The sequence below is a fragment of the Microcoleus sp. PH2017_34_RAT_O_A genome (genome assembly GCF_020737885.1).
Classification (GTDB): domain Bacteria; phylum Cyanobacteriota; class Cyanobacteriia; order Cyanobacteriales; family Microcoleaceae; genus Microcoleus.
This window is the reverse complement of record NZ_JAEQDD010000160.1, coordinates 1-8,514: the sequence shown is the minus strand read 5'-3', so window position 1 is coordinate 8,514 and position 8,514 is coordinate 1. Positions and strand designations below refer to the sequence as shown.

General features: G+C 44.0%; 6 protein-coding genes and 2 pseudogenes. 4 read left to right on the top strand and 4 right to left on the bottom strand.

Going from position 1 to position 8,514, the window contains the following annotated elements; genetic code table 11:
- Positions 1–448: 448 nt before the first annotated feature.
- The 3 genes and pseudogenes from JGK11_RS31600 to JGK11_RS31590 all read right to left on the bottom strand — a co-directional run.
- Positions 449–2,476, bottom strand: a complete 2,028-nt coding sequence (locus JGK11_RS31600; protein ID WP_293186136.1) for an SUMF1/EgtB/PvdO family nonheme iron enzyme — start codon at positions 2,474–2,476, stop codon at positions 449–451.
- 264 nt (positions 2,477–2,740) lie between these two features.
- Positions 2,741–2,845 (bottom strand): annotated as a pseudogene (locus JGK11_RS31595) (IS1 family transposase); the annotation flags it as partial.
- A gap of 57 nt (positions 2,846–2,902) precedes the next feature.
- Positions 2,903–3,505: pseudogene (locus tag JGK11_RS31590) on the bottom strand (TetR/AcrR family transcriptional regulator); the annotation flags it as partial.
- Between the two features lie 52 nt (positions 3,506–3,557).
- Between JGK11_RS31590 and JGK11_RS31585 the strand changes: the two are divergent.
- Entirely contained in the window at positions 3,558–4,550 is a 993-nt protein-coding gene (locus JGK11_RS31585) for a Rieske 2Fe-2S domain-containing protein (protein ID WP_293198721.1), read from the top strand.
- 148 nt (positions 4,551–4,698) lie between these two features.
- Here the strand turns inward: JGK11_RS31585 and JGK11_RS31580 are convergent, their stop codons facing one another.
- Positions 4,699–5,244 (bottom strand): DsbA family protein, encoded by a 546-nt coding sequence (locus tag JGK11_RS31580; protein WP_293186142.1) that lies wholly within the window; start codon positions 5,242–5,244, stop codon positions 4,699–4,701.
- 219 nt (positions 5,245–5,463) lie between these two features.
- Here JGK11_RS31580 and JGK11_RS31575 point away from each other — a divergent pair, with 219 nt between their 5' ends.
- The 3 genes from JGK11_RS31575 to JGK11_RS31565 all read left to right on the top strand — a co-directional run.
- Entirely contained in the window at positions 5,464–5,814 is a 351-nt protein-coding gene (locus tag JGK11_RS31575; protein ID WP_293186144.1) for a hypothetical protein, read from the top strand.
- 239 nt (positions 5,815–6,053) lie between these two features.
- Positions 6,054–7,583 (top strand): Eco57I restriction-modification methylase domain-containing protein, encoded by a 1,530-nt coding sequence (locus JGK11_RS31570; RefSeq protein WP_293193344.1) that lies wholly within the window; start codon positions 6,054–6,056, stop codon positions 7,581–7,583.
- Positions 7,584–7,593: 10 nt separating this feature from the next.
- A partial coding sequence (locus JGK11_RS31565; protein ID WP_293214346.1) for a BsuBI/PstI family type II restriction endonuclease occupies positions 7,594–8,514 on the top strand: 921 nt, incomplete at its 3' end.

The window sequence follows — 8,514 nt, the reverse complement described above, 5'->3', positions numbered from 1 at the left end:
TTTTTGGGCATATTCATCAACAAAAATTCTGACCATGGAATTATTTTTGCCATGATTACCCAACGATTATTCTCTGATAATTGTCCTTGTCCGTGAAGGTCAAAGTTGGACACTGCTTTTGGGGCCCTAGTCAAGTTTTCGGTACATGAACGAAAGTGATGCTGTGCATGGCTTTTGACTGATTTTACCTCATAGTCTTACACATTACCAGCGCCGAACGCGAGTCAAAGCCTTTTCAGGTAAGGGTTTTAGGCTTATTCAGCAAGCCCTACGTAGTTGCGATCTTTGCGCTCTTTCCTAATATTATAAAGAGCGCTGAAGCGCAACTACGTACCTAATTTGTCTGACGATAATAAAACCGCCCTGCTTATTAAGGGGGGTTAGGGGGGATCAGATTCGGGAGCAGCCTCATAAAAAATTGATATAACAACTAACAACTGACTACAAATCAAACCACAGGAACAACCACTCGAAAACCCACAATACTAGCCTTACAATCAGGCTGATATCTGAGGCGGCACGCGCTGCGACAATTCGGAGGATGATCGTTCCAAGAACCCCCCCGCAACAACCTCAGCGAAAAGTCGCCGCCCGACTCCCAAACACTGCCATCAACAGGCGCACCGTTGTAATTATTGTGCCAAGCATCCGCGCACCATTCCCACACATTTCCGTGCAAATCATACAATCCGAAAGCATTGGGTTTAAAACTACCAACATCTGTAGTTTGAAAGCGATAAACTCCCTTCGGCGCATCAGCGTAATTAGAATTTCCGTTGTAATTTGCTAACTCGCTAGTAATCGTTTCCCCAAAGTGAAACGGCCCCGAAGTTTCCCCCCGACAAGCATATTCCCATTGGGCCTCGCTAGGCAAGCGATAATGCTTACCAGTTTTGCGAGAAAGTCTAGCACAAAACTCCATCGCTTCATACCAAGATATATTTTCTATCGGTCGATTTACACCTTTAAAACGGGCAGCATCGGGATTGAGATATATTTTAATTTCCGGTAGCGCTGCAACGGCTGCCCACTGTGCCTGAGTGACTGGAAATTTGCCAATACAAAAAGGTGCTAATGTTACTGAGTGCTGCGGTTTTTCGTCACTGTCACCCCGATCTTTTGGGGTACCCATCAGGAAAGTACCGCCAGGAACAGATACCATTTCCATGATTGTATTGCGGCCGAGATGTTCTTCAAAAAAATGTGTTTTGCCACTTTTAACATCAGTTTGCTGCCCGCGATTGTCTACTGTCACCACCTGAAATTCAAAACTGCTTTTAACAGCAGAAATCTTTGGTGTTCCCTGGTTGTGAGGCGGATTTGTGTTAGATTTTACCCTTGAATTCACAGAGATATTGCTGTTGATTTGGGCGCTGTGATTGATCGGGGTATTGATAGCAAGCTTTCCTCCCTCGGTTAGATAAGCATTGAGGGGAGGTAGGGCTGCCTTGGTCTGAGAAGAATTTAACGTAAGTTGTCCGCCCTTACCAAAATGGGGTTGGGGAGGTAAAGAATAGAGATTTAAAGCTTTGATGACTTCATCAGCAGATTGATATCTGTTTTTGAGATAATCTTGAATTAATTTATCTAAAATTGTTGCCAACTCGCTGCTGATTTTTGTACCTGCGGGCAACCTTTCTCTCCAAATCCAGCCGCCATTTATCGGATCGTAAAGGTCATCGGAACCGTCAATTTTTGGCAAACATTGAGTTAGCAGCCTCAGGCAAGTTATCCCCAAACTGTACAAATCGCTTCCGGGGAAAACTTGACCTCGCATTTGTTCTACCGGCGAATATCCGGGCGTTCCTACCGTCGTACCTACTTGGCTCATCAGCGAGCCAGTCACTTGTTTTGAAACGCCGAAATCAATTAAAACTAACTCTCGCCGTGCTCCCCTCCGAAAAGCGGAATTGCTAAAATTTGCCGCATTTAGAGATGGATTGGGGGAGGTGCGGCGGCGGATGATATTCTCAAGTTTGATGTCTCGGTGAATGACATTGCGATCGTGCACAAATTTCAGAATCGGCAAAATATCTGCCAGCAACTGCCAAATTTTTTCTTCGCTAAAAACTCCCTGCTGAGTTAATTCAGCCAGTAAATTTTGCCCCTCAATCAATTCTTGTACTAAATAAAGTCGCTTGTCTTGTTCAAAATAAGCAATTAATCGAGGAATTTGGGGATGTTCGCCGAGTTCGTAAAGTCGTTTCGCTTCTTGCTTAAACAGTTCTGTAGCCTTTTCAAGTGCTGATGTTCCCTGAACTTGGGGCATAAACTGCTTGATGACGCAGGGATCGTCCATGCGATCGATATCTACCGCTTCATAAGTTCTGCCAAATCCCCCCTCCCCCAACAGTCGAATCACGCGGTAGCGGTTTCTGAATAGAGGCGTGAGGTCGGGCTGGCCGCAACTTTGACAAAATTTAGATTTGTCGGGATTGAAAGGATGAGAGCACCTTGGATTCGAGCAGTAGAACATATCTGGGAAGAAATGATCTGATTTAAGGTTATGATATACCCTTTCTGGGTTTTAGTCGTCTTAGACAGAGGACAGTATAGTACAACTTGGCGATCGCCCAAACAAAAAGCATCGCACTCTCTCTCAAGAGCGATCGGGCTACAGACAAGAATATCTCGTACCGAATAGAAGAGCGATCGACAAATCATGTAATTTTGAAGTGTTGGATATTGCGATCGAGTATGGAAAACTACAACTCAGATTGTGTCCGATTCAACGCACTGAATTCTCGACAAACTGTTTGCCACATTCCTTACAGCGATAGCACTGCTTCCCCCGTCGATACCCATTTTTGGACAATTGCTGCGATCGACAATGAGGACATTTCATTACTTTCATTACATGGCTCAACCGACTTTCCCCGACATATGGCTCTAAATACGACACCAACAAATCCTCAATCTGCTGTACCAGTTGTTGGCGATGCTGTAAATCCGGGTTGCGAAGTGCCGAGAGAATGACGGCATTGCTGCTGTGAACGCAAACCTCCGCGAACAGGCTGCATTGCACCTCCGGCAAGCTGGGATTTCTCTGCTGCAAAAGACTCGCCATAAAGTCGATCGCCTCCTGAGTCATACTTTCATCGATCGACTGGAAAATCTCCGGCGCTATATAAAACTGCACGAATACCACCCGCGATACAGGCTGTTCAAACATCTCTGCAACAGCAGTCACGAGGGTGTGAATCATTTCACGCAGCGGTGACAGAACGATTTCTGGTGTGTTCGTCTGGGCCCACATCGCCTTAACGCGATCGGCATGACGCAGTTCCATTGCATTAAAAATGGCAGCTTTATCAGGAAAAAACTGATACAGAGAACCAATGGCTGTCCCTGCTTTTGCTGCAATTAGATGAGTCGTCGCCTCGGAATAGCCCACCTCATCAAACACTGCTGCTGCTGCATCCAAGATTTTTTCGACTCTTTCTTTACCACGCTGCTGTTTCGGTTGACGGCGCAAACTGCTTGACGAATGCGAATCTTTTGTCATATTCTAGAAAAGCGACAAATCTCTCACAATTTTAGGTCTAAAGGAGAACACCATGCAGTCTATGCTTCCCGGTGCGCCTTGGTTGTTGGCACATAAGTCGATGCTGACACCGAACCAGCCTCGCAAAATTTCCTTGTATGGCAGCGATTATGTAATGTGGAAAGATCCTGATGGAAGCATCAATGCCTTGCCCAACGCTTGCCCGCATATGGGAGCAATGCTGTCGGAAGGATGGTGCGAAGCTGAGGGCGATCGCACAAGCGGTGTCGTCTGCCCCTTCCATGCCCTGAAATTTGATGCGGGCGGCTGCACTGTATTGCCCGGATCGAAGCAGAAAACATTGCCCTTACTAAAACCGTTAGATTTGATTATTCAAGGTGACTTCATTTGGTCTTATGGCGGATACGAGCCACAAGTTCCAATTCCCAATGTGCTCCAGGAAATCGCCGAAACTTACTACTTTATCGGGCATACTGCCGATCGCAGTATCGAGACAGATTTGCTGACGATGCTGCTGAATATGCACGACTACAATCACCAAAACGGCACTCACCGAGACTTGTTTAGGATTACCGATGTCGAATTTCATCAATTCATCGATGAAGGACATAAATCCCATGCGTTTTATGATATGCCTACCGCGCCTTACAGTTTGGCAGAAAAGCTCAGAAAGCCAGATTTGTTGTTACTACCCAGCACCTTTAAAGCTCATTTAGAAAATCATTTCCCATGCCTAATAATTTTTCATGGAGAAATGCCATTCGGCAAAGCTGCACAGTGTCATATATTCGTACCAGAAGCCGAGAATCGGACGCGAACTTATATTTTGCTGTTCGGTCAAGCAAAGCATCCTATCTTTAAGCTATTGGGGGGAATGTATCTCAATTTTGGCAAAGTTGTTGTGGATCAAGATGCGGATATTTTAGGGAAAATTTATCCTGATACGCCTCAGAAAATTAAACTCAATAATGAAGTGGGGATGGATTGGGTACGGCGCAATTTTGAAAGCTTTCCTAATGTTAGAGAGCCTAATCTGTCAAGGTAAACAGGTTTAATATAGCATATTCCATGCTAAGAACAATTTTAGCGAAGAACACAAAGATTCGACAAGCGACGCACTTTTGCGATGGATAATAATGACTAATCACAATCGTTACCTGGATGTGAACCAGATCGATTAATCTAATTTCTCCTCATTGACGATCGGCTTGCAAAACAGCATCTCGCAGTGTCTCTAAACTGCGATCGCCATTGTATTTCACCCCGTTGATAAAAAATGTGGGTGTTGAGATCACACCGCTGTCGATACCACTATCAAGATCCGCTTGTACCCGTGCCACATGTCGATCGGTAGACATTTCTTGTAAAAACTGATCGACATCCAGATCGAGCGCGATCGCATATTCGACTAGATTACTATCAGCAAGTTGAGATGGATGCTCGAATAAGCAAGCGTGCATTTCCCAAAACTTATTTTGTGCGGCAGCAGCTTCGGTAGCTTCAGCCGCATGGTAAGCTTCGGGATGAATCTGCGACTGCGGAAAATGCCGAAATACAAACCGCAGGCGATCGCCCATCTGTGCTTGAATCGAGGGGATGATGCCATGCGCTGATTGACAGATCGGACATTGATAGTCGCCATACTGTACCAGCGTTACTTTGGCGGTGGTGCTGCCTTGACAACGATCTCGGCTACTCACTGGCGGTGTTAATCGATCGGGGTTGGGGGATAAAGCCATGAGATAAGAGTCGCAATTGCTATTGCAGCAGATTGGGATAACTTCCACTTTACAGAGCATCTTTCCAATCATTACTACACTAGATGATGATTTTCTTACTCCACTATTGTTGGTTTTTTGCCTACCTAAATAGGTGGGTTTCTCAATTTCAAAAAGCGTATGCCAAAATCAGAAAACTGCGTTAGAGTTTCAGGAAGTAATCATCGAAGGGGTTCCCTGATGAAACTAATTTCCGTTTGTGTTGGATTGCCACGCGAAGTCACCTGGAAGCGAAAACAGGTCACGACTGGTATTTTCAAGCAGCCAGTGGCAGGACGAGTGATGATGCGATCGCTCAATTTAGATGGCGACAAGCAGGCAGATTTGACCGTTCATGGTGGTGCCGAGAAAGCCGTTTATGCCTATCCAATCGAGCATTACGCTTACTGGAAGCAAAAGGGCTCCTGGCTTTATGGTGCAAATTGTATCTCAATCTACAAAATTTCCCCGGTACAAGTATTGAAACTCATGCCAGGAGTCGTCAGGAGTCATATAGGCTTCACTTACCGAATACCCAGGAGAGCCGTTTAATATCCCGATTTGGGGTGATATCTGGAAAGTTTCTGTATATCACGCCGATCTAGGATGACATACGGAAAGTCATAGCAGGACATTAGGCTTTGGGCGGAAATTTTTCCGTCTATCACTCTATTTTGGTGTATTATAGGGAAAGTTTCCGTCTAATAACTAGTTAGCTACACAAGATCCTAAATAAATTGAGTCAAATAAGAGATAATGCTTATAAAACTTATAGGCAAGGGTGAAAATAGTTGAATCGGCAAGCACTTATTGATCCAAAAGACGATATTATTAGCCTTCAAAGTGCATTTCTCAGATCTAAATCATTAGAAAGCAGGAAGATATTAGGGCAGTTCTTCACAGGATTCGTCGTGTCCGATTACATGGCATCTCTGATTGTCAAGCCCAAAAGTAAGACTATTCGCATACTTGATGCTGGCGCAGGAACTGGTATATTAGCCGCATCTACTGCTTTCTATTGCTTGAGTATGGGTTGTAAGGCCGTTCATGCTGTACTATATGAACTAGATTCCGAGGCAGTTGCCAGCCTTAAACAGACGCTGAATATCGTTCAGTGTTTGTTTTGCGAACAACTAGGAACATTTACTTACGAAATTTGCTGTGAAGACTTTATAATTGCTAGACCAGATAAAGAAAAAACTTTTCAGCCCTTTGATATATCAGTAATCAACCCGCCATACTTTAAATATAGTGCGAAAGATTCACCTTATGCCAGAGCGGTAGCCGATTTGTATCACGGCGATCCGAATATATATGCTTCGTTCATGGCAGTTGTAATGGCTTGCATGAAGGCTGGCGGTCAAATGGTAACGATAACACCTCGCAGCTTCACAAATGGACTATATTTCAAGGGTTTTCGTGAATACTTGCTAACTGAATCAGCACTGAGATTAATTCATATTTTCAAACACCGAGACAAGGTGTTTAACAATGATGACTCAACAGTGCTTCAAGAAAACATTATTTGCTACTTCGTTAAAGGCAGTAATGCCGACACCATAACAGTTAGATCGAGTGACTGCGATGCCAGCATCAACAATGCTGAGGAAAAACAATATCCGGTTCATTTAATTGTCGATCCTTCAAACGATCAAAGACTAATTAGAATTCCTGAATCAGCTTCTGCGGCTAGTATTTTGAAGCAAGCTGAAACTTTAAAAACCACTTTTGAAGGTGCTGGATATTTTATTTCGACTGGTCGTGTGGTCGAACATCGTGCCCGCCAATACATCACTGAAGACACGAGTGCTGAAAATACAGTTCCGCTTTACCGTCCACATAATGTGACACCATTAACTGCAACTTGGATAGGTAATCACAAGAAAGATGTAGCCTTCAGGCTTAATGAAGAGCATGACAAACATACGATGAAAAATGGTACTTATGTGTTGCTAAAACGTTTTTCATCCAAAGACGAAAAACGGCGCTTAGTTGCTAGCGTTCACCTTGCCAATATGCACGATTGTGAATTGATTGGCTTTGGTAACAAGACTAATTATATCGGTGTATTAGGTGGTGAATTATCCAATATTGAAGCCTATGGTCTTGCGACTATCTTTAATTCATCATTCATGGATAATTATTTCAGGTGCATTTCGGGGAATACACAAGTTAATGCTACTGAAATCAGGGTAATGAAATTTCCATCTCGTGACCAAGTGAAGAAAATTGGTGATCAAGTACACAAGCTTAAACTTTTTGAAACGGCTAAAATTGATTCGATCGTGAATCGAGTTCTTGGTGTAGTAGCTTCAATATAAGGGGGGAAATTTGGAATTTACGGCACAACAACAAGAAAAACTAAATGAAGCAAAAGCATTATTGACTGCCTTGGGGCTGCCCAAAGCACAGTGTAACGATCGATCGGCATGGGTCTTTTTGGCACTGGCTAATATAAAACCTTTAGATGACTGGAGTTCATCAACAGCACCGCTTTTGCCAACCGTGAACATCATGGAATTCATCCGTAATGAATATGGAATGGACTATAAGCCGAACAGTCGCGAAACCATCAGAAGACAAACACTTCATCAATTCGAGCAAGCCCGTATTGTCGATCGAAACCGAGATGACCCCACGCGAGCAACCAACAGCAAAGACAATAACTATTCATTGAATCAGTCAATGTTGGAGATTCTGGCGGAATACCCACACGGCGGCTGGTTGGGGAAAGTTCAAGATTACAAGGATGCGGTGCCTGAATTGAAGGCACAATATGAACGCGCTCTCGATCTGCACAAAATTCCAATTAGCTTACCAAGCGGTGAAACCATCACACTGTCACCTGGTAAGCATAATCAGCTTCACGCCGACATTGTTCACGAATTCTGTTCGCGCTTCATCGGTGCTGGCGGTCGATTGTTATACATTGGTGATACCGCTAGCAGTCGAAAAGAAGGCGGAAAGCTGATGTTCTTAGAAGCCGAATACCTGGAATCATTGGGTGTCCCCCCAATGTCACATGACAAATTGCCAGATATTGTAGTGTATGACGAAGACCGAGAATGGCTGTTTTTGATTGAAGCAGTTACCAGTCATGGCCCTATATCCCCAAAGCGTTGGGTTGAACTTGAAGAAGCCTTCAAAGATTGTAACCCACATTCCGCAGATGTGGGTCGGATTTTTTTATCAGTTGTGAAAACTTGGAAGCCAAACGCTTTTGGGCTGAAATTATGCAGTGTTAGCCTTACA